Origin of the sequence: Aliiglaciecola sp. 2_MG-2023 (assembly GCF_030548145.1) — a bacterium.
GTDB classification, from domain to species: domain Bacteria; phylum Pseudomonadota; class Gammaproteobacteria; order Enterobacterales; family Alteromonadaceae; genus Aliiglaciecola; species Aliiglaciecola lipolytica_A.
In genome coordinates, this window is record NZ_JAUORY010000013.1 from 13,617 (window position 1) to 39,781 (window position 26,165).

Annotated in this window: 23 protein-coding genes; 8 read left to right on the forward strand and 15 right to left on the reverse strand. The window is 41.2% G+C overall.

Annotated elements, in window-relative coordinates; genetic code table 11:
- Positions 1-52: 52 nt before the first annotated feature.
- On the reverse strand, positions 53-457 hold the full coding sequence (locus tag Q4567_RS13700) for a TerB family tellurite resistance protein (RefSeq protein ID WP_216048548.1): 405 nt from the start codon (positions 455-457) through the stop codon (positions 53-55).
- A gap of 74 nt (positions 458-531) precedes the next feature.
- Here Q4567_RS13700 and Q4567_RS13705 point away from each other — a divergent pair, with 74 nt between their 5' ends.
- The 6 genes from Q4567_RS13705 to Q4567_RS13730 all read left to right on the forward strand — a co-directional run bounded on the left by Q4567_RS13705 (position 532) and on the right by Q4567_RS13730 (position 7,171).
- Positions 532-1,083, forward strand: coding sequence for an RNA methyltransferase (locus Q4567_RS13705; RefSeq protein WP_216048547.1), 552 nt, complete (start codon positions 532-534; stop codon positions 1,081-1,083).
- A gap of 116 nt (positions 1,084-1,199) precedes the next feature.
- Complete coding sequence (locus Q4567_RS13710) at positions 1,200-2,372, forward strand: hydroxymethylglutaryl-CoA reductase (protein WP_216048546.1); 1,173 nt, start codon at positions 1,200-1,202, stop codon at positions 2,370-2,372.
- 180 nt (positions 2,373-2,552) lie between these two features.
- On the forward strand, positions 2,553-3,851 hold the full coding sequence (locus Q4567_RS13715; protein ID WP_216048545.1) for an efflux RND transporter periplasmic adaptor subunit: 1,299 nt from the start codon (positions 2,553-2,555) through the stop codon (positions 3,849-3,851).
- A 40-nt stretch (positions 3,852-3,891) separates the two neighbouring features.
- Positions 3,892-4,608, forward strand: a complete 717-nt coding sequence (locus tag Q4567_RS13720; protein ID WP_303500775.1) for an ABC transporter ATP-binding protein — start codon at positions 3,892-3,894, stop codon at positions 4,606-4,608.
- A 9-nt stretch (positions 4,609-4,617) separates the two neighbouring features.
- Positions 4,618-5,931 (forward strand): ABC transporter permease, encoded by a 1,314-nt coding sequence (locus Q4567_RS13725; protein WP_303500776.1) that lies wholly within the window; start codon positions 4,618-4,620, stop codon positions 5,929-5,931.
- Between the two features lie 10 nt (positions 5,932-5,941).
- A complete protein-coding gene (locus tag Q4567_RS13730; RefSeq protein ID WP_216048542.1) occupies positions 5,942-7,171 on the forward strand; it encodes an ABC transporter permease in 1,230 nt (409 codons plus the stop codon).
- A gap of 240 nt (positions 7,172-7,411) precedes the next feature.
- Here Q4567_RS13730 and Q4567_RS13735 read toward each other — a convergent pair whose 3' ends face one another.
- The 10 genes from Q4567_RS13735 to Q4567_RS13780 form a co-directional block, all read right to left on the reverse strand.
- Positions 7,412-7,576 carry a hypothetical protein gene (locus Q4567_RS13735; protein WP_216048541.1) on the reverse strand — a complete coding sequence of 55 codons (165 nt, stop codon included), beginning with the start codon at positions 7,574-7,576 and terminating at the stop codon, positions 7,412-7,414.
- A gap of 136 nt (positions 7,577-7,712) precedes the next feature.
- Entirely contained in the window at positions 7,713-8,783 is a 1,071-nt protein-coding gene (modC, locus tag Q4567_RS13740) for a molybdenum ABC transporter ATP-binding protein (protein WP_303500777.1), read from the reverse strand.
- The gene (gene modB / locus Q4567_RS13745) at positions 8,780-9,463 is read right to left on the reverse strand and encodes a molybdate ABC transporter permease subunit (RefSeq protein ID WP_216048539.1); all 684 of its coding nucleotides are present in this window, start codon (positions 9,461-9,463) and stop codon (positions 8,780-8,782) included. The genes modC and modB overlap by 4 nt, the downstream gene beginning before the upstream one ends.
- A complete protein-coding gene (gene modA, locus Q4567_RS13750; RefSeq protein ID WP_216048538.1) occupies positions 9,460-10,266 on the reverse strand; it encodes a molybdate ABC transporter substrate-binding protein in 807 nt (268 codons plus the stop codon). The genes modB and modA overlap by 4 nt, the downstream gene beginning before the upstream one ends.
- The gene (locus Q4567_RS13755; protein WP_216048537.1) at positions 10,244-10,906 is read right to left on the reverse strand and encodes an SDR family oxidoreductase; all 663 of its coding nucleotides are present in this window, start codon (positions 10,904-10,906) and stop codon (positions 10,244-10,246) included. Before Q4567_RS13755 ends, modA begins: the two co-directional genes overlap by 23 nt.
- Positions 10,907-10,908: 2 nt before the next feature.
- Positions 10,909-11,673 carry a 3-deoxy-manno-octulosonate cytidylyltransferase gene (gene kdsB / locus Q4567_RS13760; protein ID WP_303500778.1) on the reverse strand — a complete coding sequence of 255 codons (765 nt, stop codon included), beginning with the start codon at positions 11,671-11,673 and terminating at the stop codon, positions 10,909-10,911.
- Positions 11,670-11,876, reverse strand: a complete 207-nt coding sequence (locus tag Q4567_RS13765) for a Trm112 family protein (RefSeq protein WP_216048535.1) — start codon at positions 11,874-11,876, stop codon at positions 11,670-11,672. The genes kdsB and Q4567_RS13765 overlap by 4 nt, the downstream gene beginning before the upstream one ends.
- A gap of 5 nt (positions 11,877-11,881) precedes the next feature.
- Entirely contained in the window at positions 11,882-12,874 is a 993-nt protein-coding gene (gene lpxK / locus Q4567_RS13770) for a tetraacyldisaccharide 4'-kinase (RefSeq protein WP_303500779.1), read from the reverse strand.
- Entirely contained in the window at positions 12,875-14,626 is a 1,752-nt protein-coding gene (gene msbA / locus Q4567_RS13775) for a lipid A export permease/ATP-binding protein MsbA (protein WP_216048533.1), read from the reverse strand.
- Between the two features lie 146 nt (positions 14,627-14,772).
- On the reverse strand, positions 14,773-17,103 hold the full coding sequence (locus Q4567_RS13780; protein ID WP_216048532.1) for a DNA internalization-related competence protein ComEC/Rec2: 2,331 nt from the start codon (positions 17,101-17,103) through the stop codon (positions 14,773-14,775).
- A 38-nt stretch (positions 17,104-17,141) separates the two neighbouring features.
- On the opposite strand from Q4567_RS13780, the gene Q4567_RS13785 reads away from it, so the two are divergent.
- On the forward strand, positions 17,142-17,666 hold the full coding sequence (locus tag Q4567_RS13785; RefSeq protein ID WP_216048531.1) for a DUF2062 domain-containing protein: 525 nt from the start codon (positions 17,142-17,144) through the stop codon (positions 17,664-17,666).
- 29 nt (positions 17,667-17,695) lie between these two features.
- On the opposite strand, the gene Q4567_RS13790 is transcribed toward Q4567_RS13785, so the two are convergent.
- The 4 genes from Q4567_RS13790 to smc all read right to left on the reverse strand — a co-directional run bounded on the left by Q4567_RS13790 (position 17,696) and on the right by smc (position 25,222).
- Positions 17,696-18,118: a DUF1801 domain-containing protein gene (locus Q4567_RS13790; RefSeq protein ID WP_303500780.1), complete on the reverse strand. Its 423-nt coding sequence runs from the start codon at positions 18,116-18,118 to the stop codon at positions 17,696-17,698.
- Between the two features lie 107 nt (positions 18,119-18,225).
- Complete coding sequence (gene ligA / locus Q4567_RS13795) at positions 18,226-20,256, reverse strand: NAD-dependent DNA ligase LigA (RefSeq protein ID WP_303500782.1); 2,031 nt, start codon at positions 20,254-20,256, stop codon at positions 18,226-18,228.
- A 77-nt stretch (positions 20,257-20,333) separates the two neighbouring features.
- Complete coding sequence (gene zipA, locus Q4567_RS13800) at positions 20,334-21,722, reverse strand: cell division protein ZipA (protein ID WP_303500784.1); 1,389 nt, start codon at positions 21,720-21,722, stop codon at positions 20,334-20,336.
- Between the two features lie 20 nt (positions 21,723-21,742).
- Positions 21,743-25,222: a chromosome segregation protein SMC gene (gene smc, locus Q4567_RS13805; protein ID WP_303500786.1), complete on the reverse strand. Its 3,480-nt coding sequence runs from the start codon at positions 25,220-25,222 to the stop codon at positions 21,743-21,745.
- A 141-nt stretch (positions 25,223-25,363) separates the two neighbouring features.
- Here smc and cysZ point away from each other — a divergent pair, with 141 nt between their 5' ends.
- Positions 25,364-26,116, forward strand: coding sequence for a sulfate transporter CysZ (gene cysZ, locus Q4567_RS13810; RefSeq protein ID WP_216048526.1), 753 nt, complete (start codon positions 25,364-25,366; stop codon positions 26,114-26,116).
- Positions 26,117-26,165 lie beyond the last annotated feature (49 nt).

Here is a 26,165-nt window from a genome sequence, read left to right on the forward strand (position 1 = left end):
CAATTCAAGCCGTATGCTAAGGGCTTAAGTATCAAGCTAAGGGCTTTTGCTCTTAGCGTTTATCTGCCAATTTAACCATTAAAAATTCTATCGCAGCCTTTTCAGATTCATCTAATTGACCGTCGGCACGTGAGATGTCTACGGCCAGCTGTAACGCTTGTTCTTTCATCCAAGGGTCGGATAACAAAATCGCGCGATGGGCTAAAAAGTTTTCAATTTCATTTTCAGCTATCGCATCAATAACTTTACTCTCTACCGTATTGTAATAATCCAATTTATCGGTTTCACTAGACCATTCTAGTTGCGCTAACCAACCTTGCATATAGCTTCTTTCTTGCTCATCTATGACGCCATCAATCATCACAAACATAAGTGCAATATCAAATAAAGCCTGACGTTGAATTTGATCTTTGCACTGACCTAAATCCAATGCTTGAATAAATATAGTAAACCTCATCAAATTGCTCCATGGTGTTTTATAATCCAATCTAAAGTATCCTAGTCCAAACTATCACATCATGCTAATCAAAAATGGACAAACCCCAACAACAAAATCAATCGAATCATTATATTGTCGGTCTCATTAATCCTAAAAGCCCTACCAATGTGGGAGCTGCGCTGCGCGCTGCTGGGTGTTATTCAGCAAAATCAATTGTGTATACAGGCAAACGTTATGAGCACGCGAAAAATTTCGCTACCGATACAAAAAATGCAAATGCACACATACCGCTAACGGGCAAAGAAAACATATTTGATGACTTACCTGCTGGTTATCGAAAAATCGCCTTTGAGCTGGTAGAGGGTGCGACACCACTGCCTCACTTTCAACATCCAGACAATGCTATTTATGTTTTTGGGCCTGAGGATGGCTCCATACCACAACAGATCCTCAATCAGTGTGACGAGATACTGTATGTCCCTACCATAGGTTGTATGAATTTAGCTGCCTCAGTGAATGTCGTGCTCTACGACCGTATGGCAAAACAACAGAACACGATTTATTCCGATGACATCATTCGCAGCAGCCGAGACACCAATAATAAACTTAAACGGAAAATGACCAGCAACGCACAACAAAATTAACAATTATTTTACATATTTTTGATAAAAAAATTGTCTAAGTAGGTGTAATTATGTATTAATTGAAAGACAGCGTTTATTGCAAAACCTGCACTCTATCGATAATAAGGAAATCTACTATGTCTGAAGATACTCGGATTCCCCGTAACTCAGAAAATGATCACACTGTTGAAATGGCGAAAACCAGACGGGAGTTTCTGAAACAAAAAACCGGTACTGATTTAAAATACACGGGTGAATTCAGTATTGATCCTGGTGTATTACCAGGCAATATTGAAAACTTTATTGGAATCGTACAGATGCCAGTAGGTATTGCCGGTCCAGTGCAAATTAATGGTGAACATGCCAAAGGTTTATTTTACGTCCCACTTGCCACCACTGAAGGTACATTAGTGGCCAGTTACAGCCGTGGAATGCGTGTCATAAATGAATGTGGCGGGGTAAAAACGACGGTAGTTGAAGGTTGGATGCAACGTGCTCCAGCGTTTATCTTTGAAGATGCCAGACAAGCCCGTGACTTTGGACAATGGGTAGAACAAAATTTTGAGCAAATAAAAGCCGTATCCGAAACCACAACCAGTATTGGCAAATTAGAGCATATTCAACAATGGTCAGTGGCGAAAACACAATACTTGCGTTTCAACTACACCACCGGTGATGCTGCGGGTCAAAATATGGTGGGCAAAGCGACCCTTGTGGCCTGTGAATGGATTAAAGCAAACTCCCCCATCCCCTGCATGTATTTACTTTCTGGCAACATGGATACCGATAAAAAACACTCTCATCTAAATATGCTGCATTCAAGAGGCAAGCGCGTGATCGCCGAGATCATCTTGAAAAAAGAAGTGTTAGCTCGTGTCATGAATGTGGATACAAAAGTGCTAGCAGGTGCTACTACGCTAGCGAATAATGGCGCGCAATTAGCCGGTGCGGCTTATAATGGCCCCCACTCAGCCAATGGCATCGCGTCTTTATATATTGCCACCGGTCAAGATGAAGCGAATGTAGTTGAGTCTCATGCGGGTATGTTATCCCATGAATTATTAGACAATGGTGATTTTTATCTTGCGGTTACCTTACCTTCATTAATAGTTGCCACCTTTGGTGGCGGAACAGGTTTACCTACACAAAATGAATGTTTACAGCTATTAGATTGTGTGGGCAAAGACAAAGCCAATAAATTTGCTGAAATCGTTGCTGCGACCGTATTAGCCGGTGACATTTCATTAGCTTGCGCCGTCATTGCCGGCCACTGGGTAAGCAGCCATGACAAAATGGGCCGTAATCGCTAACCCACAAATTTATATAAGTAGCGCGCTCGTGTCTATCGAGCGTTATTTTTAAGCAATATTCCCTATGACATGCCGCGCTTAGTAACACCCATTTAAAATTTATTTTAAGATCATTTAAACCTTTTTAATTCTGGCTGCGACTTACTCTGTGATTGTTCTAATAATTTCAGAGAAAACACCATGAAAATTGAAGATACCAGTGGACAAGATGTCGTACTGGCAAGCAAAAAAAATAAAAAACCACTGTTCATAATTATCGGCATTAGCGTAGTGTTAATCGTTTGCTATTTTAGCTTAGCACCGGCTTTTAGTAATTGGTCAAGTTCAGACCATTCGGTTTCAGCTCAGCGTTTACGACTTGCCACCGTGCACAAAGGTGATCTGGTTAGAGATTTGTCTGTACAAGGCAGAGTTGTAGCCTCTATTAGTCCCCGTCTGTATAGCCCAGCCCAAGGTACTATTACTTTTAAAGTGGATGCCGGTGATTCGGTGACGATCAATCAAGTGTTAGCATTGATCGACAGCCCAGCGTTGACCAATGAACTAAAACAAGAAGAGTCCAGTTTACAGCGTTCGCAAATGGAGTTGGACAGAGAAAAAATACAAGCGAAAAAACAAGCACTGGAAAATCAAAAAGCCGTCGATCTTGCATTGGTCTCACTCACTGCCGCAGATCGAGAAAAACGCCGTGCAGACAAAGCCTATGCTACCCACTCCATAAGCCAGATCGATTATGAAAAAGCCCAAGACGATCTGCAAAATGCCAAACTCGTTCATCAACATGCGGTGCACGATGCTCAGTTAAACCAAGAGAGTTTAGCCTTTGAAATTCAAACCAAACAACTGCAATTGGAACGACAAGCTTTGCTGGTTGATGAATTAACACGCAAAGTGGACGAATTGACAATGCGCTCTCCAGTCAATGGCATCGTCGGTAATTTAGCGGTACAGCAAAAAAACCAAGTTACACAAAATCAGCCCATTTTAAGCGTGGTGGACTTATCAGAATTCGAGTTAGAAGTTGATATTCCAGAAAGCTACGCCGACGATTTGGCGATTGGTATGCTTGCAGAAGTTAGTTTCAATGGCGAAACGCACTTGGCCACCCTAGTCACTATCTCACCTGAAATTGAGAACAATCAAGTGAATGGGAGAGTGCGTTTCGCCTCCCACAATGCTGCAGGAGAAGCCTTAGAACAGCCACAAGGATTGCGTCAAAACCAACGCTTAACCACGCGCATCCTAATGGAAAGTAAGGAAGATGTCTTAATGGTGCAACGAGGACAGTTCTTAGACAGTGGTAGTGGCCGCATTGCATATCTGGTTAAAGACGGAATGGCAGAAAAAACGCCGATTTCCACCGGTATTAGAAGTTTATCCAATGTTGAAATAATGCAAGGTCTGAATGCCGGAGACACCATCATCATTTCCGGTACAGAACAATTCAATGGTGCGCAGCGAATTCTCATCACCAATTAATCACTCCTACATTAAAAGCAAAAAGAATTAAGGAAAGCACATGTTAACAATGACAGACGTAAAAAAAGTATTTCGTACTGATTTGGTTGAAACCCACGCCTTACGTGATTTCAATTTACAGGTAGATGAAGGTGAATTTGTCGCCGTCACTGGCCCTTCTGGCTCTGGAAAAACCACATTTTTAAACATTGCAGGTTTGTTAGAAACCTTCGAAGGTGGTACTTACCAGCTAGATGGTCAAGATGTCAGTCGTCTTAATGACAAAAAACGCAGCCAACTAAGAAATGAAAAAATAGGGTTCATTTTTCAAAGTTTCAATCTTATCCCTGACCTAAACCTGTTCGATAATGTAGATGTGCCCCTTCGTTACCGCGGATTTAAAAGTAATGAACGCAAAAAACGGATTGAAGAAAGTCTCGAATTAGTCGGCTTGGCTAACCGAATGAAGCATTTACCCTCGCAACTTTCAGGTGGGCAGCAACAACGTGTCGCCATTGCCCGAGCTTTAGCCGGTGATCCACGGTTCTTACTTGCCGATGAACCAACCGGAAATTTGGACACTAAAATGGCATTAAGTGTATTGGAGCTACTCAAACAAATTAATGACCAAGGCACGACTATCGTTATGGTGACCCATGATCAACATTTGGCTTCCCAAGCCAAACGCAATATATACGTACGAGATGGCAAAGTCAGTGAATTAACTGACTCATCTGAGCCCACTATCGCTGAGCTTAATCAAGCGGCCAACGGATAAGGAAAAATAATGTTTACTTATTATCTGCGTTTGGCCCTAAAAAGCATCAAGCGAAACCCTATTTTAAGTGCCCTGATGATCACCGCTATTGGTCTTGGAATTGGTGCAAGTATGACTACGGTAACAGTTAACTATCTGATGTCAGCTAATCCCATTCCCCATAAAAGTGAACAACTTTTCTATGTGCAATTAGACAGTTGGTCACAGTTTGAACCTGCCCGCGAGCCGAATGAGCCACCGGATCAAATCACCTGGACTGAAGCCACCAATTTGATGCAAGCAAAACAAGCGTATCGGCAAACAGCCATGGCTTCTACCGGCGGTGTTGTCGAACCTCAAGGTCAAGATGAGAAGCCCTTTATGGCCAGCATTCGTTTAGCCTTTTCTGATTTTTTCCCGATGTTTGATGCCCCTTTTTTGTTTGGCAGTGGCTGGCCTGATAGCAGCGATGACAATAGAGAATATGTGGTGGTGATCAGCAAAGCCACGAATGAACGTGTGTTTGGAGGAGAAAACTCTGTTGGTCGTACGATTCGGATTGTAGGCGAAAACTTCCGAGTGGTGGGTGTTTTAAACGATTGGCTGTTAGTGCCACGGTTTTATGATGTCACCACTGGTGCCTTTGATGAAACCGAAGAAGTCTTTATGCCGTTTTATATGAAGCAAGAATTAGAATTATCTAATGGCGGCAATACCAATTGTTGGAAAACCCCAGAAGGTGAAGGTTTTGCTGCATTTTTACAATCTGAGTGTGTTAACTATCAGATGTGGGTTGAACTTAGAAACGCAAATGAAAAAGCCCAGTACATGGATTTTTTAAATAACTATGTCAACGAACAAAAAGCCTTAGGACGTTTTGCCCGCCCATTGAACAACCGCCTTTCTAACGTCATGGAATGGATGGAAAACCAAGAAGTGGTTGCCGACGACGCCCAAATCATGATGTGGGTGTCCTTTATGTTTTTATTAGTTTGCCTGCTTAATACCATAGGTTTGTTGCTGGCAAAATTTACTGGAAAAGCTGCAGAAATAGGTTTACGCAGAGCGGTAGGCGCGTCTAAAACAGACCTGTTTATTCAGCATATCGTCGAAACGGCCTGCATTGGCATAGCCGGCGGTATTTTGGGACTGGGTTTAGCCTTTCTTGGACTCGAAGGTATTAAATCTTTGTACGGTGAGTTTGTGCAAAATTTAGTTGGACTGGATATTACCATGATGGCCAGTGCGATTTTACTTGCGTTAGTTTCGAGTATTTTAGCCGGCATGTACCCTACTTGGCGCGCCTGTAACATCGCCCCAGCCAGCCAATTAAAAAGTCAATAAGGAGAAGACTATGAGCTCTAATCAATGGGAAATTGGTCCAATCTTTCGTGCTTTAATGCGCAACAAGGTGGGTGCCATTTTGATTGCAATACAAATTGCCGTCACTATGACAATAGTGGTCAATTCAATATTTATTATTCTTGAACGTGCGCAACGTATCGAGCGAGACAGCGGCATCGATGAGGCCAATAGCTTTTACCTAACCACTACAGGTTTTGGTACGAGTTTTGATCCTAAAAGTACCGCCATTGATGATTTAGCATTAATCCGCGCTACGCCTGGGGTACTAGATGCAATCCAAATTAACGCCATTCCTGTGAGTGGTGGTGGCTGGTCGATGAGTTTTCAAACTGAACCAGGCGAAGAAAAAGAAAGCGAAGGCGCTGCGATTTATATGGTCGATGAACACGCCATCAATGCACTTGATTTAGAAGTAATTGCCGGTGAAAACTTCTTACCGAACGACGTGAGGTGGCGGCAACGAAGTGTGACCGATTGGCCTGATAATGTACTTATTACTAAAGTCCTTGCGGAGTCTTTATTTGCGGATATCCCTTATCAAAATGTAGTGGGTAAAACCATTTATATTCGTCAAACAGAACCTATGATCGTAAAAGGGATTGTCGATAAAATTCAAGCTCCTTGGGTGGGTTGGGATGACTTAGAACACACAGTTCTTACACCGGAGTTAACCGAGTTTGAGTCCAATCGCTACTATATCCGCGCTCTACCAGGACAACGTGATGCAATAATGCCGATTATTGAAGAAGCGCTAGCCTCATCAAATAAACAACGCATTATTCGCAACATGCGTACCGTTCAAGAAACACGAGAACGCAGCTATCGCGGAGATACCGCGATGATAAAAATACTTTCAACCACTATGGTAATCCTTACCATAGTAACCGGGTTAGGTATTGTTGGTTTAGCCAGCTTTAGTGTTAATCGTCGTAAAAAACAAATAGGCACACGGAGAGCGTTAGGGGCAAGTCAAGGGTCGATTGTGCGTTACTTCATGATTGAGAATTTTTTGATAAGCACTGTAGGTGTCGTCTTAGGTGCCGTACTAACAGTTGGTTTAAATATGTTGTTAGTGAATATGTTTAGCCTGAATGCACTAGATTGGTATTTTGTGCCCGCAGGTATGTTAGTACTTTGGATTGTAGGGCAAATAGCGGTATTTGGCCCCGCACAAAAAGCGGCGAATATCCCGCCGGCATTGGCCACTAGAACGGTCTGAAATCGTAAAAAAAAGCGGAAATTCTTTTAAAGAATTTCCGCAAACAACTTCTATTTAGGAAAATTGGGACAGAACGCCCAATAATTATTTCGCTTTTTTAAGCTGCTTTTTCAATTTTGCTAGTTTATTTTTTTGCTTTGCGATTTTCGCTTTACTGGTCTTAATTTTTGCTTTCAAAGTCTTTACTTTAGCCATGCTGGCATCTCCTTAAAAAATGATGAAAATACAAACACTAATCGATTAATCTCGATCCTTGTGTTGTTTTAAAAAATCACGAATAAAACGCCGAACTTCACGGGCTGCGCTTGTATCTAACTCGTCACAAAGCTTCACAAATTCAGCTCGTTCCTGATCATTAATCCTAACAATTAGCTGGCTATTTTTCTTTGATTTTTTATGCTGCAAAATAATCTCCAAAACGCCGATTTAAAGTAAGGTTTGCTCTCGTGATGAGGCAATATTGACCGATATCCATATGATGGTCAATGTATATACATTGCATAGTCATTGTTAATACACTTTTCTGATCATCTGCATACACTTACTTTAAAACAACACCTTTGATTTGTGCGAACACTCGAAGATGTTTGGCTAACTTTAATTGCTCAAAGGATCGTTGGGTAATTTGACTGAGAATAACACTAGTGCCTACTTTCAATTTTAAAATAACACTACCGTTTGCAGTGAACTTAAAATCCATTATGTCGGCTGGCAGCACATTAAGGATACTGGTATCTGCAGCCCGGTATAAACTCACACTTACGTCTTTTGCGTGTATCACCACCTTCATTCGTTGATCTATTGGTTTGTTGATAACACTTACCCAAAGCTGTCCAGCTTGGGTTATTAAAGCGCTGACATGCTGTTGCTCATCAATCAATTCAACCTTGGCACTTAATACACTTTGAAGATCTGATCCCAAGGTCAATGGTTGATTGAGATCTGTGAGTAATTCTGTACTTTCCCCCTGCCCTGTAATACCTGTTTTATCCATCAACACTACCTGTTTAGCAACTCGGGCCAATTCAGACTTAGAATGGGTAACATAGATGACGGGTATCGCAATTTGTTCAAGTAAAGGTTCTAAATAATCTAAAAATTGGCTTTTAAGTTGCTCATCTAAAGCAGACAGCGGCTCATCCATCAATAATAAATCGGGTTGTGTCGCTAAAGCTCTGACGATAGCGACTCTTTGCTGCTCGCCACCTGATAATGTTTTAGGTAAGCGATTTAACAAGGGAGTTAACTGCAATAATTCAATTAACTGCGAAACATCAAACCGCTTTTTGCGACCTTTATGGGCTTTTAATCCTTGGTAAAAGTAAATATTTTGCGCAACATTTAGATGTTCAAACAAACTCGGTTGTTGAAACACCATACCGATATGACGGTTCTCAGGGGCAATCCATGTACTCGCATTCTGCCAAACTTTTTTATCAAAAGTGACTTCAGCGTTCGGATATTTATCTAATCCAGCAATAACCCTCAGCAAAGTTGTTTTACCCGCACCAGATGGACCGAAGATGGCCGTCACACCAGCACTGTTAACATCTAGTTTAACGTCAATCGTTCTACTCTTTAGTGGTTTCGAGAAACGTACCAATAGGCTCATTTATTCACCACTTTGAAACCTTTGTTGGTTGCATAAACAATTAACAACAAAACAAACGAAAACAACAACAATGTGCCTGCTAACCAATGTGCCTGTTGATACTCAAGTGATTCTACGTGTTCGTATATTGCGATTGAAACCACTTGAGTTTGACCAGGAATATTACCTCCAATCATTAACACTACACCGAACTCTCCTAAGGTATGAGCAAACCCTAAGACTGCAGCACTGATGATCCCTGGTTTTAACAATGGAATGATAATCCGAAACAAGCGTTCTGACTTTGACGCCCCTAACGTTGCAGCTACATCTAACGGACGTTGTTGCAAATTTACAAATGCAGTTTGCAGGGGTTGAATGACAAACGGCAAAGAATAGATGCAAGAGCCTATGATCAAGCCGGTAAAACTAAAGGCTAAATTACCAGTTCCTAGCGCATTGGATATTTCTCCCAACACCCCATTTGGACTCATCAAAATTAATAAATAGAAACCAAGAACGGTAGGAGGTAAAACTAAAGGAAGCGCCACTAATGCTTCAAATATAAACTTATAACGCCACTTAGATTTAGCTAACCAAAAGCTTAATGGAAAGCCTATCACTAATAATAAAACGGTGGATATAAGTGCTAATTTAATGGTTAACCAAAAGGCTATTAAATCCGTTTCGCTTAACATCATGGCAAGATGTAACCATTTTGCTGAATGATGGTTTGAGCAGGTTCAGTAAATAAAAAGGCTGCGAATTGGGCAGTATTTTTATTATTGGACAGTAAAATTCCTTGTTGTCTTATGGGTTGATAATCTGTCGTCAGCAACTCAGTAAACGCACTGATAGGCTCTTCCTTCATCATACTCAACGCAACTATGGCAACTTGCGCATTGCCTGATTTCACAAATTGCATGGCTTGATTAATATTTTCTCCCATTACAATTTTATCACTTACTGCTTGCCAAATGCCTTTACTCAGTAGCCAATTTTTAGCCGCTACCCCATAAGGTGCCAGTTTTGGATTGGCAATCGCAATATGTTCAACACGATTGTTGGCTAACTGGCTTAACGAAAACTGCGTTGATTCAATACTCGGATGAAACACTACTAGCTTCCCATAGGCATAGGTAAATGCCTTGTGTTGTTTGGAAAAACCTAGCGCTTCCAACTGTTGAGGGCGTACATCGTCGGCGGAAAAAAATATATCGAATGGCGCGCCGTGGGAAATTTGCGCATACAATTTTCCGGTAGAGGCTGCGCTAATTAAAATTTTGCTATTGTGGGTGCGTTCAAACTCAGACTTTAATTGTTTTAACGTAGATAAAAAGTTACTTGCAACCGCCACATGAATCACTTGATTCGCCGCTGCACTGTGCAGATAAAAAAGAAAGAGTACCCCACACAGCACTCGAACTAATTTTCCGGTATAGCGTTGTTTAAGTTTTTGCATGGGGTTTAACAGAAATACTTTACCAAGGTAAAATCTCACCATTGGAATGCCAAAAGCTACCAGTATTATCTAAATTTAACTCTTCAATGCGAGTCAATAGACGCGATGCTGCATCTTGTGCTGAGATATCTCCACCATAACTGACCATTTCAGTTTGAACATAGCCAGGATGCAATAACGCAACAGCTATGCCACGTTCCTTAAGATCGTTTGCCATAGAAACACCGACGGCATTAAGGGCAGCTTTAGACATTCGATAGCCGTAATAACCACCAGAGCTATTGTCGGTCAACGATCCCATTCGACTGGTGATATGAGCTACTTTAGCGCCTTTTTTAAACTGCTCTAGCAAGGTTTGGGTAACGAGTAACGGGCCTAGGGCATTGACTCTAAATTGATGTTCAATCGTATGAGGGTCCCACTCTTTTATTGAATCTCTACCTAACACGCCAGCGTTATTGATTAATAAATCAATTTTCACATCTTTTATTTTGGCTAATGCACTCGGTAGTGAGTCGGGATTGCCTACATCGACTTTTGTAACGACCTTAGCTCCACTTTTATCTAACTCGTCCGAACTGTTACGACATAACGCATACACGTCCCAACCTTGGGCTAAAAGCTGCTTGGTTAATTCCAACCCAATACCGCGATTTGCACCGGTTATAACTGCATTTGGCATTATCACTCTCCATTTTGTAAGGTTTGAATCAGCTTTTCTAAATCTTCAGGAGTATCAATTCCTGTTGGTGGCGCTTTTTGCGCTTCATCAACATGGATGCGTTCTCCATGCCATAAAACACGCAATTGTTCTAATGATTCTATCTGTTCAAGCCCTGATGGCGCCATATTGACATATTGCTTAATAAAGCCAGCTCGATAGGCATAAATACCAATATGTCTTAGGTAAAAATCACCGATTTCATCAATACTGTCGGCGTCCATAAAGCGTGATCTGTCATAGGGTATTGCTGAGCGAGAAAAATACAACGCATAGCCAATCTTATCGGTTACGACTTTTACCACGTTTGGATTGAAGGCGTCTTCAACATCGGTAATCTTGACTCCCAAGGTCGCCATTTCAGCGTCTTTATATTGAAATAAATTCTCTGCTACTTGGCGTATATTCTCGGCGGGGATAAAAGGTTCGTCCCCCTGCACATTGACAACTAATTCGTGTGCTAACAAACCTTCGACATCCACCACTTCTGCCAGCCTTTCCGTGCCTGATTCGTGATGTGCAGCTGTCATACAGTAATTACCACCAAAATCGGTGACGGTTTTTGCTATACGCGCATCATCGGTAGCCACTATCACTCGGGTAGCCCCTGCTTCCAGCGCTCTCTCATAAACGTGTTGAACCATTGGTTTACCGCCAATTTCAACTAGTGGTTTTCCAGGAAACCGCGTAGATGCATAGCGAGCAGGAATAATCACGGTAAATTTCATTGTTTCGCTTTATCCAAATTTTCTATATCAGTGGATGTTAACTCCCGTGCTTCATTTTCAAGCATAACCGGAATATTATCTTTAATTGAATATGCTAACCGGTCAAACCGACAAATCAACTCAGAGTCTTTAGCCTGATATTGCAGCTTACCTTTACATACTGGACACGCCAGTATTTCCAGTAGTTTTTTATCAAATGCCATTCGCTTTATGTATCCTTATCAATAGAGTCTAGTTTTTGTTTTAGTTGTTGCGTAAAACTTTCCGGTAATTTTGCATAAATTGGCAAAAACCACCAACTATCTTTGGCTATGTCACGACATTTTACCGCATCTTTTTCAGTCATGACGATAGTACCATTAGGAAAGTCTAGTTGTTTAAATTGGTAGTGATCAAGAAATGAAATATGTTGTTTTACCGGTACTTGTAAATGCGCTAACAAATTATAAAAGCGCTGAGGATTGCCAATTGCTGCAATAGCCGTAATGGGCTCGTTAAAATCTGCAACCGCTTTGTGCTGATTGCCATCCTTTACATTAATAAAGTCCCCAGATTTAATTTCCATGGGTATCTCAGGTGGTATTGGTGAACCGCTGTTATTAATAACAAAATCGACCGTTTTCAATCTACTTTGCTTTTCCCTCAACGGCCCCATTGGTAATAACCAACCATTACCGTGTTTTCTTGCCCCGTCAATAACCACAATTTCAATATCACGCTGCAATGCATAGTGCTGCAACCCATCATCACAAATCACTACATTACACTGGTGTTTATCGACCAAGTATTTGGCGCCACGTGGACGTTTAGGATCAATAACGACTGGGCAATTGGCGCGCCGTTTGATTAGCAAAGGTTCATCGCCAACGCGATTAACATCGCTTTCAAAGTCGACACTGGATGGAAATAAAGATGCGTTACCACCATAACCTCGGCTCAAAATACCGGGTTTATAACCTTGCTCAGTTAACCACTTTGCTAAATAAACCACTAACGGGGTTTTACCGTTTCCGCCCACCGAGATATTGCCCACCACAATAACCGGAACCGGTATTTTATGGCTTTTCAGCCACCCCAACTTATATCCAGCTCGCCGTAAACCCGACAACAACCAAAACAGGCAGGTAAGTGGCAATAACACCCATTTGACTAATTGATATTGGGGTAAATTATCAAACCAAACTTTTTCAATAAAAGTCACTTACTGTTTATTCCCTTCACTAAATTGCAAACTATGTAACTGAGAATAAGCACCTTGTTGTTGCAATAATGTTTGGTGATCTCCTTGCTCAATTATTTTGCCTTGCTCTATCACCATTATTTGGTCAGCATTCTCAATCGTAGACAAACGATGAGCAACAACAATACTGGTTCTATCTTGTTGTAATTTATCTAATGCATCTTGAATTAAACGTTCCGATTCAGTGTCTAGTGCCGAGGTCGCCTCATCCAAAATTAATATGGGAGCATCAAGCAAAATTGCGCGAGCAATGGCTATTCGTTGGCGTTGACCACCAGATAACTTCAAACCGTTCTCGCCTACCATAGTGTTGTAACCTTCAGGTAATTGATCAACAAATTCCTGCACATGGGCAATTTTAGCCGCTTCGTACACGCGGGAGCTGTCAATGTCCTCAGACGCATAGGCGATATTGTTAAAAATGGTGTCATTAAAAAGCGTAACGTGTTGAGAAACCAATGCAAATTGTTTACGTAAATCAGTTAGCTTTATTTCTTCAATGGGTATATCGTCTAAACGAATTTGCCCCTGTTGAATATTATAAAAACGCGTCAATAAACTAGAGATGGTTGATTTGCCACTCCCAGAACGACCGACTAAAGCAAAGGTTTGGCCCACTTCAACTTTAAAAGATATGTTATTTAACGCTGGCGTGGGTGTATCAGGATAAGTGAAGGTGACATTGTCGAATTCAATTTTACCCTTCAGGCGACTAATTTGTCTGCTGCCAGTATCCAATTCAATTTCTTGATCGAGCACGTCAAACACACTGGCACAGGCAGCCATGCCCTTTTGAAACTCACTGTTCACCGTGGTAAGTTGCTTGAGGGGTTTGAGCAACATTGTCATACAAACCACAACGGTTGTAAAAATTCCAGGAGTAAGATCTTCTACCATGCTAGGTAAGCTAGAAATATACAAAACCACTGCCAATGCAATGGAAGCTAAAATCTGGATGGATGAAACGCTCAACACACGGGCCACAACTAATTTCATATTTTGCTGGCGATTGTGGTTATTACGTTCGGTAAATTTTAATTTTTCTTGTTTTTGGCCACCAAACATCAATACAACTTTATGACCTTTGATAACTTGCTCAACTGACGAGGTTAAGTTGCCCATCGTTTGCTGAATCGTTTTACTGACCTGACGGAATCGTTTGCTGACGATTGACACTATGACCGCAACCACGGGGCCGATTAAGATAAAGACCAATGAAAGTTGCCATGAATAATAAAACATAACCGCTAATAAACCGATGACAAATGCGCCCTCGCGAATCAAGGTTAATAACGCTTTACTGCCTGCACCTGAAACTTGTTCAGTATCATAAATGACTTTCGAAATCAGTCCGCCAGACGCATTATCATCATGATATGAAACTGGAAGATACATGTATTTTTCGAATAATTGCTGGCGCATTTTCATGACAATATGGCTGCCAATCCATGACAATATGTAAGTTCCCATGAAATTAAATAAGCCACGAGCGATAAATATTGGTACCACGAAATAGGCGGCAATACGCAATGTTTCAAAGTTTTGATTGCCCAAACTATTATCAATAATCGGCTGTAATTGAGAAAATATCCAAGAATCAATAGCGGCATATCCGATCATGCCAATAATCGCCATTAAAAACGCTAATTTGAATTCCTTCAAATAAACCATAAAACGTTTAAACAGAGATTGTGTGGGAAGCGTTGAATTCATTTATGTGCAACTTATACGTTAGATAACTTGTTGATTATAGCTGTAATTCCAATCTATTAAAAATTGATATTACGATTAAAATGATGATTGCATAAAATTTATTTATGCCAACTCTAATTGTTTATTTTTGATACAAATGGACTCTATTAATGCCATAAATATCGATTAAACCAGCTTTGTAGTCCTTTATCACGAAAACCAATGACCTTAATTGGTTCACCGCGCAAAGATAACTCAAAACTAATTTGCCCAGACTCCGCGGTAGAAATTAGATGGATATCTTGCTCCACATAACGATTTACCACCTGCTGTTTTGGAAAATCCCAACGATTTAAATAACCTTGACTGAAAATAGCATATTGCGGCGCAGTTGCCCTAATAAAAGGCATGACTGACGATGTGTCGCTGCCATGATGAGCCGCCACTAAAATATCCACATTTAACAAACTTTGGTATTTATTCATTAATTTGTGTTCAACCTGCTTACTAATGTCTCCAGGCAGTAAGATACTCTGATGACCATCTGACACTAAAACAACACAAGAGTGATCATTGCCAATCCCCTTACTTCCCGCTAAAGGCCAAAGCCCAGTTATGGTTAAGTCATGCCACTTAACAAATAGGTTACTATCACATACATCTTGATTCGAAATGAAACCTGTGACCTTAACCCCCGCAAATAATTGCGCTAAACTGCCAGCGTGATCATTGTCAAAATGACTCACAATCACCCAATCAAGCGATGTGATATTTTGACTTTTCAAAACAGGTAGCACTACCGCCTGTGCCATATTAAATCCACTAGGATATGCAGCTCCAGTGTCATATAACAGTGCTTTTTGATCTTGCTCAATCAATACTGAAAGCCCCTGCCCGACATCCAGAATATGCACCTTCCATGTGTCCGTGTTTGCTGGTAAAAAGTAACTTATTAGCGGAATAATCCCAATAAAACTCAGCACTTTAAACCTGCTTTTAATTGGCATACATACCGCCAGCAATACCAAAAATACGCACGCCCAGACCAAAATTGGAATACCGGGAAGTTCAATACGAGACCAACTCATTTGAGCAAAGAACGCTAAACCGTCAAGGCTATTATCTAACATCCAGTCAATCCAAGAAAATACAAATGCGGCCAAATATTCACAACACAAGAGCAGCAAACAGCCAATTAAACACATGGGTACTATGCATAAGGTCACCAAAGGAACGGCAAGTAGGTTAACAATAGGAGAGCTCACTGAAATCATAGAAAAATACACAGCGACAATGGGCATCATCAAAAAACACAGCATAAGTTGTAATCGTAAAACCACTTTGCACTTTTGTTTAATCTTCGAAGATAACGTTTGAGCGCTCGTATCTTGTGGAATCGCAGGCCATAGCCAGGTGACTAAACCAATAAAAGCGATAGCACCAAAACTCAACCAGAAACTGGCACTCAACAAACTCATAGGAGCAATGAGTATAAAGATAAAAATATTGCCTAAGATAAACCATTTAAATGTGATAAAGCGCGCTGTTATTAGCAGCACTGCCCATACCGATAACATGATCCATGCTCTTAACGTTGGCAACGAAAACCCCGCCAAGTAAGCATAAAAAAACGTGCAAATTAATGTCGTTAGAAGCGAAATGTGGTGATAATTAATCCGTTGAGATAACGAAGAATAAAAACACAACAAACGTAAAACGAGATTAAATAGCAAGTAACATAACCACGCCACAACACCTAAATGTAGACCAGAAATAGCCACTAAATGGGCGACTCCTGTAGCTTGAATCATTTGCCAATCATCGGCTTCTAAACCGGAACGATCGCCAAACGTAATTGCCGCTATCCAGCCACTGTGTTGCAAATTAAGTCGCTCAAATTTATCAATTAACTGTTGCCGCAATGTCGAAGTATCATTGATTAAATGCGCTTCTTTGTTAAGAACATAGCCTGTAGCAACGATGTTTTGCGAGAGTAACCATTTCTGATAGACAAAACTGCCCTCGTTCGCCAGTCCATGAATAGGTTTTAGTTTAATCTTTAAAGCAACGACTTGTCCTTGCTTTAGCGGCCATGTAGGTGATTTCCAAGTTAGTCTAATGCGCGACTTTCGATAGTGAGTTTGGCCATTAATGCTTGCGACTATTAAATTGAATCTTGCGCTTTGTTTCGCACTTACGATTGTTTCGATTGAACCTGTAACTTGTCTAATTTGTCGAATATCTTGCTCTGGTAGTTGCCAATTAACCCGCCAATGGCCTACACTCGCCATCCACACAATTGCAAATAGCGCCCCTGAGATAAATAGTGCGCTTGAAAAGGGCATAACTAGGGGATTTCGTGTGAACAGCCAGGCAATTAGAAGTAATACTGGCAACAAATAGGAACTCGGTAGATGCGTCCACAAAATACTGGACACTGCAATTGTCACAAAACTGACAAGCCAAAGTTGTTTATTACGTTGTATAGTGTTTAGCAATTCCTTTGCCTCAACAGTGGTATGAAATTCGGTTAACTATGCCTAAAAAGATTATTAAACGCTTTTTACCAGATCATCAAACGATCAAGAACCATAAAGCGTTAAAAATGTTCGGAACTGTACTTCATGACCCCAATTTGTGGCATTTGAATAGAAAATCAGCTTCAGGTGCTTTTGGTATTGGGTTATTTTTCGCCTGGTGGCCGGTGCCATTTCAAATGTGGTTAGCAGCTGCTTCTGCCATTCCTTTGCGGGTTAACCTTCCCCTTTCAATGGCAACAGTGTGGGTAACTAACCCATTTACCATGCCTCCAATGTTTTATCTTGCATATCTTTTAGGTACCAAGGTGTTAGGCACACCAGAGCGCCATTTTAAATTTCAACTCAGTTGGGATTGGGTTGTGCAAAGTATGGAAACCATAGGTCCGGCGTTTTTAGTAGGCTGTGGGATTTGCTCAATCGTGTGCGGTATTGTGGGTTACTTTAGCCTTGATGCCATTTGGCGATATTCAGTAAATAAAGCTTGGAATAAACGTAAATTGCGACCACACAATAACCCCTAGCGTGTCTACATTGGCCTATAAGCTAATGCTTATTGGGGATAACGATTATCCATAATGGTTAAGTCTTGAGTAATGATTTGTTTTAAAACCTCCAGGTTAATATCCGCTAACTTATTGATATACAAGCATGCTTTACTGGTTTTATGTTTACCTAAATTTGCCAATAAGCTCTGATCTTCAGACAACATTGCGCCGACATAAATCGTTAAGTTTTGTTTTCGCGGGGAAAATCCACTACGCATAAACTGTTGTTGTTTACCGTTTGCCAACGTGTAGGCGTATCGACCAAAACCAACAATTGAACTTCCCCACATTTTTGCTTTTTGAGCTGTAATCTCAGTATATATTTGTAACAGAACCAAAGCATCTTGTTGACGTTGTGCATTCTCAACACTATTAATAAAACTCAAGACTTCTGAATCGTTTTCTGTGGTTTTCATGTTTGTGGGCATACAAGTTATTCCTTATTTACTGATAAGAGCATTACAGCCTATCTACATAGGCTGTAAACAATGGATAACCTAAACAAGTTACCTTTTGAGTAAATATTAGTAACAATTCACGAATATTGTGCCAGTAGGTCAATCAAGTCTTGTTCGGTGAGAACCGCCACGCCTAGATCTTGCGCCTTAGTGAGTTTAGAGCCGGCTTTTTCACCTGCCACCAAGTAATCTGTTTTTGCAGAGACACTGCCTGATACCTTAGCTCCCAATAGTTGTAATTGCGCTTTAGCTTCACTACGTCCCATGGTTTCCATGGTGCCAGTCAAAACGAACGTTTGCTCTTTTAGTGGTAACTCATCAGCGGTTTTGGGAATGATTTCTGGCCATGTTATTCCTACGTCCAGCAAATCATCGATGACTTGAATATTGTGGGGTTCACGCAAAAAATGAAACACATGAGCGGCCACAATCACACCAACATCACTGACTTCTTGCAAGGATTCTTGATCCGCTGATTTAAGTGCATCTAAAGTGCAATAGTGGTTAGCCAAGTTAGCCGCGGTTGCTTCACCTACTTCTCGAATACCTAGAGAATACAAAAACTTAGGAAATGTAGTATGTTTGGCATCTAACAATGCATTGACTAGATTAGCTGCCGACTTTTCACCCATACGTTCCATATTGGACAGTTGTGCTAAATCTAATTTAAAAAAGTCGGCAGGACTTTTAACTAAATCCAAATCAACGAGTTGTTCAATTAATTTGTCGCCTAAACCGTCTACATCGAGCGCTTTTCTAGATGCAAAATGTTTCATCGCCTCCTTACGCTGAGCGGGACAAAATAGGCCACCGCTACATCTAGCAACAGCTTCACCTTCTATTTTCTCAACAGCTGAGTCACAAATCGGACATTGAGTTGGGAAAGTGATTTCAGTGGCATCCTCTGGCCTCAATTTAGCTACAACAGAGACCACTTGAGGAATAACATCGCCTGCTCGGCGAATGATCACCGTATCGCCTTTTTTAACGCCCAGCCGCTCGATTTCGTCCTGATTGTGTAAAGTCGCATTAGAAACGGTTACACCACCAACAAATACCGGCTCTAAACGGGCAACAGGTGTAATCGCGCCAGTACGACCAACTTGAAACTCAACATCAATTAGCTTTGTCATTTGTTCTTGGGCAGGGAATTTTTGTGCGATGGCCCATCGCGGCGCTCTTGACACGAATCCTAACTCTTGTTGAAGCGCAATATCATTAACTTTGAATACAACTCCGTCTATTTCATAACTTAATGTATCGCGCATTTGACCAATTTTAGCAAAATAATCATGGCACTCTTGATCTCCTAAGGCCACTGAGATTTCGTTACAAACAGGCAGTCCCCAAGCCACTAACTGGGCTAAACGTTCACTGTGTTTGTTGGCTAGCTCTTGCACCTCTTGTTCCACCAAGCCCATTGAGTAGGCATAGAATAACAATGGGCGACTCGCAGTTATTTTAGGATCAAGTTGCCGAAGACTTCCGGCAGCGGCATTACGCGGATTGGCGAATACTTTTTTATCAGCATTGCGTTGCCTTTGATTAAGTTGCTCAAACCCCTTTTTAGGCATGAACACCTCGCCTCGAACTTCCAAACGTGCGGGGAAATTATCGCCACGTAACATTAACGGAACGTTTTTAATGGTTTTCACATTGCTGGTAATGTTTTCCCCTACTCGTCCATCGCCTCGAGTGGCGGCCCTTACCAAAATGCCATTTTCATATAAGATACTAACCGCTAGCCCATCTAGTTTAGGTTCGCAGCTATATTCCAAGGTAATATCTTGTTTAAGCCGATCAAGTATTCGTTTATTGAACGCGCTCAGCTCGTCGTTATTAAAGGCATTATCTAGCGACAACATCGGCACTTCATGTTCAACCTGAGTAAACGCGGATAAAGCCGCCCCACCCACTTTCTGACTAGGCGAGTCAGCGGTAATTAATTCAGGGTGCTGTTTTTCGATAGCATTCAGTTCACCCATTAAACGATCGTATTCGGCGTCTGGCACCGAAGGATCATCCAATACGTAATATTGATAATTATATTCATTAATTTGTGTACGAATGTCGTTTAACTGCTGCAAAAGGTCGGCAGATTGGCTCATGTAATTACCTGCAAAACGGAATAGATGGGAAAGGTTAATCTGGGGACAGTAAAGTTACTGCCCCAATAAATTGTAATTTAGCGCGCGATCATTCGCTTTCTTTCGAACTCTCTGATTTTCTCAACATACTGCTGCAAACTTTGTTTCGTCAAAGCACTGCGTCTTCCGTCAAGTACTTGGGCAGAAAATTCATCGGCAATTTTTCGAGCGGCATTGTGCATCATATTGAAGACTTGATGGGGATCTCCTTCAATCGGCAACATCATAAATAATGACACACCTAAGGTATTAAAGTTTTCCAAATTATCAATATCAAACACGCCTGGTTTAAACATATTAGCCAAGCTAAATAATACCGGACCTTTACCATTACTATTCACGTGACGATGGAAAATATCTTGGTCACCAAATTTAAAACCAAGGGTTAATAACATAGGCAGCAATGCAGCTCCTTGAATGGGATTATCATCGCTCGCTCGCACGTTAAGCACGAGCACCTGTTGTTCTGGTGGTTGGTTATTTTCTTTACTTGGCGCGTTTGTGGCATTTTGCGATTTATTTTGTTCACCGTGGCCATCAATCTCAGGCTCAGGATCATCAAAATCGATTTTCATTTGGTCTTCACGAATTTGCGGCTCTTTACGTTTTCGTGATTTAGGCTCAGATTTACTGCGCTTAACAAAATTACGGGCTTGGTCAGCAAGGCTTACCTTACTTTCTGGAGCGGTCTGAGCTTTAATTTCAGGTTCTATTTTAGGTTCGGTTAGCAACGGCGCTTCTGGTTTATCTGAAGGCGGCGTTTTCACAACTGGCTTTTGTTTTACGTCAGCTCTGGGGGTGGTTTGTTCTATCGCCGAAAAATCGATTGTTGAATCGGCTGTGTTCGCCTCGTCTGTAGATTCTTCGCCACTCGTTCTAAGCAAAAACGGCGGAGGTTCTGGAATATCACTCGGATCAGTATTGTCAATTGCACTCATTCGACTGCGCATGGCATGAACTTGCTGTGCAGCATATTCAGGCTTGGGCTGAGTCACAACAGAAGAATAAATCTTAGGTTTGGTTTCTTCTGATTCTTTTATCTGTTCTTTAACCACTTCATTGGCACCGTCAGATAAGTCAGTTTCAGGGATATCCTTAGATTCATCAGTTTCATCTGAATTGGGCTTTTTGGGGGCTTGACTGACAACGCGAACAGCGCCTATGCCGAGCTCGTCGAAATTATCGCCACCTAAACTAGGTTCAACCTTATTATTTGATTTAAGTGCGGGATCGAGCACGATAACGTCTGAATCAGACTCGACATCAACGTCTTCAATATCATCATAATCGTCATCCCAATCTTGGGTTTCTAGGTTCGCGTGCCCTTTGTCTTGTGAGTTCTTACGCACACTCCACATACCATGCATCAAGATACCGATGATGGCTACCGCACCAATGACTAAAAATGCTAGTCGTAATTCTTCCATATGAGCTTAATACCCTATTTTTATGCTTGAGCAATCGCCACGGCTTCTTCAACATCCACTGCTACCATACGAGAAACCCCTGGTTCCGCCATAGTGACACCGGTTAAATGTTTAGCCATTTCCATCGCAATTTTATTGTGGGTGATATATATAAATTGCACACTTTTCGACATTTCAGACACCAACTTACAAAAACGTCCCACGTTGGCATCGTCCAACGGAGCATCGACTTCGTCAAGAAGACAAAACGGTGCCGGATTTAATCTAAAAATTGCAAACACCAATGATAAAGCGGTTAACGCTTTTTCTCCACCAGAAAGAAGGTGAATTGTACTATTTTTCTTACCTGGTGGTCTCGCCATGATTGTCACCCCTGTTTCGAGTAAATCTTCACCAGTAAGTTCCAAATAAGCTGAACCTCCACCAAACACTTTAGGAAACAGTTCTTTCAACCCATCATTCACTTTATCAAAAGTCTCTTTAAAACGTGTTCGTGTTTCTCGATCTATTTTACGTATAGCACTTTCCAGTGTCTCTAACGCGGCCACCAAATCATTATTTTGATCATCTAGATGTTTTTTCCTCTCAAACTGAATTTCATATTCTTCAACCGCCGCTAAATTCACCGCACCAAGACGCGATACCGCTGCAAGTGTCGTTTCCAGTTGTTGTTGCCACTGAGTCTCTTCTGCTTCTTCGGGTAACGTTTCCAAAATACTCTTTAAGCTTTGATTGAGTTCATCTAAATTTTCAAGGGTACTATTGGCGCGTACCCGATAACCTTCACATTCCAGTTTTTTACTCTCCAACTGGCTGCGCATTTGTTGAATTTTTTCAACAATTCCCTGCTGGCCTTTTTCAGCATCAGATAACAGATTTTCGACTTCCGCCAATTGATCACTAATTTCAGTTTGTTGAATCTCAACTTCCACCCGTTGTTCTAACAACGCAGCCAAAGTTTGCTGTTGCTCATCGAAAGGTTTAGATAGCTCGGTAAGCTCTGCAGATAGCATGCTGTGACGATTTTGCAGGTTTTCCAATAACTGTTTAGTGCGACGATTCGCCTCACTGACGCCTTGAAATTGGCTTTTTAGCTGCTGTAATGACAACGCAAGTTGATGGGATTGGCTGGTAAGGGCTTCAACCTGATGTCGAGCTTGTTGTTCGTGTTCCAATAATCGAGATTTTTGTTGTTCGAAGTCGAGTTGTTTAGCCGACATGTCTTCAAGCTCAACTTCTAATTCTTGGACTTGCTCCGCTAATTGCTCCGACTGCATTTTTTCGTCTTCTAATAGCTGCAGTTGCCGACCTAGTTCTTCACTAAGCTTTGTTTGTCTTAATGCAGTTTGTTGTTGCTGCATTTCTATCAAATTTAATTGATTTTGCCTTTGAATTAAGGTTTGCTCAGCCTGTTTAAAATTAGCCTGAGATTCTTCTATTTTTAATTCAAGGTGTTCGCTAGCTTGCGCCATTTGAGAAACCGAATCTTCCAGCTGAAGCAATTTATCATCAATAAGTTGCTGACGCGTCGCCGTTAACTCGGTTATTTTCGCTGCCCTTTCGATCATTCCCCCTTGGTTTTGCGGGTCTCCTAAGTCCAACCATCCTTTGCCAAAACGCTGGCCTTGTTTGCTAACAATACTTTGCCCTGATTTTAGCGTTTGTTGTAATGCTAATGCCTGTTCAGCCGTCTCGACTGTTAGTACTTGGCAGAACCAATCTGGGATATCTGGATTAGAAATTTTGGACGCCAAAGTGCCTTCAGGTTTTAACTGTTCCAATTGATCAGCGAAGATGAGCTTACCGTTTTGAGATTCTAAATAATCCTGAATATTACCGGAGTGACTCAACCAAAATGCTTGTTGCCACTCGCGGGTAACCGCTTCTACTGCTTTTTCCCATCCGGCTTCAACTTGCAACACTTGCCATAAAGGTTGGAATTGTTCGGCGCTAGATTGCAATTGCAGCTCTAACGAATTGTCCTCATCAGATAGGCTTTGCAAACTATTTAGTGCAGATATTTGCGCGTCAAATTGCTGCACTTGTCCTTTCAATTCGAATAATTGATGCTGTTGACTTTTTTCTTTCTCTCGCGCATTAAGCAGTGTTTCTTTGATGCTATGTAACTGTTGTTTAGCGTCTTCAAAGTCTTCTTTTGCTTGTTCAACCTGGGTTTGCAAACTTGTAATTTGTTCGGCTAAGACATCCTGTTGCAATTCATTTTGTTCTTGTTGTAACTCGCCAATGCGCTGTTGTGTGCGCATCTGCATATTCATCGTAGATTGTATTTGACTATGACAACTTTGCGCTTGCTGTTTGGTGTTTTGATAAGTCTTTTCATGGTCACGAAAATCATTGTCTAACCAACGTAACTTTTCTTGATGTTGTAACAAGGTATCTTGTGCATTTTCTAATTGTGCTTGTAGTGCCTCAGACTCTGGCTCTGATTCAGCGACCTGCATTTCAAGGCTTTCGAGTTTTGCCGCTTCTTCAGCCGCGATTAATTCTGACTCTTCAATTGATTGATTAATTTCTTGAAGTTCATTTTCAATTTGCAGTGCACGCTGCTTCGCGTGCAGACGATTTTGTTCCAACTTAGTAATGTCGGTACCTAGCCGGAAGTTTTCTTTTTGTAAATCGGTTAACTGTTGTTTTAGATTATGCTGCTGTTCCCGATAGACAGTGATACCACGTTCGTCACCTCGCTGCTTGGCAACAAAGGCTTCAACTTCATTTTGCTGTTGCTCAATTTCGCTTTCAAGCCCTGCAATATGTTCACTGTGTTTCAACCAGCGTAAAGCTGCTAGTTCACCTTTTAAGGTGCGTTCTTTGGCTTTTAAATCTTTGTATTTTCGCGCGGCGCTCGCTTGACGTTGCAGCTTATCAATTTGTTGTCCTAATTCCGCGCGCACATCCTCTAATCGTTCTAAGTTTTCCTTGGTATGGCGAATCCGATTTTCAGTTTCCCGTCGACGCTCTTTATATTTAGAAATACCAGCGGCTTCTTCTATGAAAACCCGCAGTTCTTGGGGTTTGGACTCAATTAATCGGGAAATTGTGCCTTGTTCAATAATCGCGTAGCTTCTGGGTCCTAATCCCGTACCAAGAAATAAGTCTGTCACGTCTCGGCGTCTACATTTGCTTGCGTTTAAATAATAGGTTGATTGTGCTTCACGAGTAACAATTCGTTTAACTGATAGCTCTGTGTAGTTTGCAAACTCCCCTTGAATTCGACCAGAAGAGTTGTCGAAAACCAATTCAACACTGCACTGAGATACTGGTTTACGCGCACTTGAACCGTTAAAAATAACGTCCGTCATTGCGTCACCACGCAAATTTTTAGCGGAACTTTCCCCTAAAACCCATCGAACCGCGTCGATGACATTAGACTTGCCACAACCGTTGGGACCAACAATTGCTGTCATATCATCAGGAAACGGAATATTGGTAGGATCAACGAAAGACTTGAACCCAGCCAACCGGATTTTTTTTAAGCGCATTAGGGATTGGTGATCTTTATTATAGTTTGTAGTGAATGTATCAAATGTCATCAAGTGTAACAATTGAGGATTTGTATTGATTCAACACAAAGTTATACTTAACCCCTATTTTTGAGTTTAATCTGCAGGAATTAGTAAAGAATGCAAAGTAACAGTGGTGCCGGATATTTTCTTCAGGGCTTTTCGTTAATTAAAACCAAAGGATTAAAACGTTTTGTTTTTATTCCATTAGCAGTAAATTTGATTCTTTTTTCAGTGGCCCTATATTTTTTGGTCGGGCAAATTGAGTCTTCTATTCTTTATATCGTTAATATCATTCCTGATTGGGAATGGTTAAGCTGGTTAAAACAAGGTTTAGCCTATATTTTGTGGCCACTTGCGGTCATAACAGTGTTGTTGATATTCGCTCTTTTGTTTGGAACCTTAGCCAATTGGATAGCGGCACCGTTCAACGGATTGCTGGCTGAAAAAGTAGAATTGCATCTCACCGGAAAAGGGCTCGGCGATAGTGGAATACTCGATGTATTCAAAGATATTCCTCGCACCTTGGGTCGAGAAATGGCTAAACTTGGTTACTATATTCCCCGCGCCATTGGTTTTCTAATATTGTTTTTCCTGTTGCCTGTAGCCGGACAAGTATTGTGGTTTTTATTTTCTGCTTGGATGATGGCTATCCAATATTGTGACTATCCTTTTGATAATCACAAAATTGACTTTAAAACCATGCGTGCCACCTTAAACCAAAGTCGCTCACATTGTTTTTCATTTGGTGTGTTGGTCAGCGTGTTTTCGATGATCCCCATTATTAACTTTTTGGTTATGCCAGTTGCAATTTGTGGTGCCACTTCGATGTGGGTTAATGAGTTACGTGACAAAGTTCCCGAATATCGTTAATCAGCGATAAACGAATATCCCTGTTCACATTCTTGGTCTTTGCTTAAAG

Bases quoted from the DNA above. Each gene is read 5' to 3' on its own strand.
- Q4567_RS13710 (WP_216048546.1), top strand. From the start codon at position 1,200: ATGTCTGAAGATACTCGGATTCCCCGTAACTCAGAAAATGATCACACT.
- Q4567_RS13720 (WP_303500775.1), top strand. From the start codon at position 3,892: ATGTTAACAATGACAGACGTAAAAAAAGTATTTCGTACTGATTTGGTT.
- Q4567_RS13755 (WP_216048537.1), bottom strand. From the start codon at position 10,906: ATGCCAAATGCAGTTATAACCGGTGCAAATCGCGGTATTGGGTTGGAA.
- modA (WP_216048538.1), bottom strand. From the start codon at position 10,266: ATGGTGAGATTTTACCTTGGTAAAGTATTTCTGTTAAACCCCATGCAA.
- ligA (WP_303500782.1), bottom strand. From the start codon at position 20,256: ATGAGCCAATCTGCCGACCTTTTGCAGCAGTTAAACGACATTCGTACA.
- Q4567_RS13730 (WP_216048542.1), top strand. From the start codon at position 5,942: ATGAGCTCTAATCAATGGGAAATTGGTCCAATCTTTCGTGCTTTAATG.
- zipA (WP_303500784.1), bottom strand. From the start codon at position 21,722: ATGGAAGAATTACGACTAGCATTTTTAGTCATTGGTGCGGTAGCCATC.
- Q4567_RS13705 (WP_216048547.1), top strand. From the start codon at position 532: ATGGACAAACCCCAACAACAAAATCAATCGAATCATTATATTGTCGGT.
- modC (WP_303500777.1), bottom strand. From the start codon at position 8,783: ATGAGCCTATTGGTACGTTTCTCGAAACCACTAAAGAGTAGAACGATT.
- Q4567_RS13785 (WP_216048531.1), top strand. From the start codon at position 17,142: ATGCCTAAAAAGATTATTAAACGCTTTTTACCAGATCATCAAACGATC.
- Q4567_RS13765 (WP_216048535.1), bottom strand. From the start codon at position 11,876: ATGGCATTTGATAAAAAACTACTGGAAATACTGGCGTGTCCAGTATGT.
- Q4567_RS13725 (WP_303500776.1), top strand. From the start codon at position 4,618: ATGTTTACTTATTATCTGCGTTTGGCCCTAAAAAGCATCAAGCGAAAC.
- cysZ (WP_216048526.1), top strand. From the start codon at position 25,364: ATGCAAAGTAACAGTGGTGCCGGATATTTTCTTCAGGGCTTTTCGTTA.
- Q4567_RS13700 (WP_216048548.1), bottom strand. From the start codon at position 457: ATGAGGTTTACTATATTTATTCAAGCATTGGATTTAGGTCAGTGCAAA.
- kdsB (WP_303500778.1), bottom strand. From the start codon at position 11,673: ATGAAATTTACCGTGATTATTCCTGCTCGCTATGCATCTACGCGGTTT.
- modB (WP_216048539.1), bottom strand. From the start codon at position 9,463: ATGATGTTAAGCGAAACGGATTTAATAGCCTTTTGGTTAACCATTAAA.
- smc (WP_303500786.1), bottom strand. From the start codon at position 25,222: ATGCGCTTAAAAAAAATCCGGTTGGCTGGGTTCAAGTCTTTCGTTGAT.
- Q4567_RS13715 (WP_216048545.1), top strand. From the start codon at position 2,553: ATGAAAATTGAAGATACCAGTGGACAAGATGTCGTACTGGCAAGCAAA.
- Q4567_RS13790 (WP_303500780.1), bottom strand. From the start codon at position 18,118: ATGCCCACAAACATGAAAACCACAGAAAACGATTCAGAAGTCTTGAGT.
- msbA (WP_216048533.1), bottom strand. From the start codon at position 14,626: ATGAATTCAACGCTTCCCACACAATCTCTGTTTAAACGTTTTATGGTT.